Source organism: Pseudomonas sp. 43(2021) (genome assembly GCF_017490805.1).
Lineage (GTDB): Bacteria > Pseudomonadota > Gammaproteobacteria > Pseudomonadales > Pseudomonadaceae > Aquipseudomonas.
Genome location: NZ_JAFGYJ010000564.1, coordinates 1 through 436, shown reverse-complemented (window position 1 = coordinate 436; position 436 = coordinate 1). Strand labels below are relative to the sequence as shown.

1 pseudogene is annotated in these 436 nt (G+C 64.7%); it reads right to left on the bottom strand.

What is annotated here, in order from left to right:
- A pseudogene (locus J5M71_RS28715) lies at positions 1–436 on the bottom strand (GGDEF domain-containing protein); the annotation flags it as partial.

Genomic DNA, 436 nt, shown 5'->3' with positions numbered 1-436 from the left:
TCACCCAACTCCAGTGCGCATGTGCACCCAGCACGCCGATCACCTGCCCTTCGGCATTGTGGATTGGCGCGGCGAAATCGATGAAGCGCAGCGGCTCGCCATTGGGCAGGCCCGGCAACAACTTGGCCAGCAACACAGCTTCATGGGGATCGCCGGTGTATTGCCGGCGCAGGCCGATCTGGAACCACGGGCGTTTCTGCACCGATTGACCGACCAGCAGATCATCGACCGCCTGGCGCACGTTGCCCTCGGCGTCGGTGACGCCCATCCACGCATATTCGGCGCGCGCCTGGGTGCGCAACTGCATCGACTTGAGGATGGCTGGATTGTCCAGATCACCACGCTCCAGATGCGGCGCGCGACTGAGCAGGTAGACCTCCAGTTGCCGTTCGCGCAGTTGTTCGCCCAATAGCGTCGCCGCCGCGCGCGCCGCATC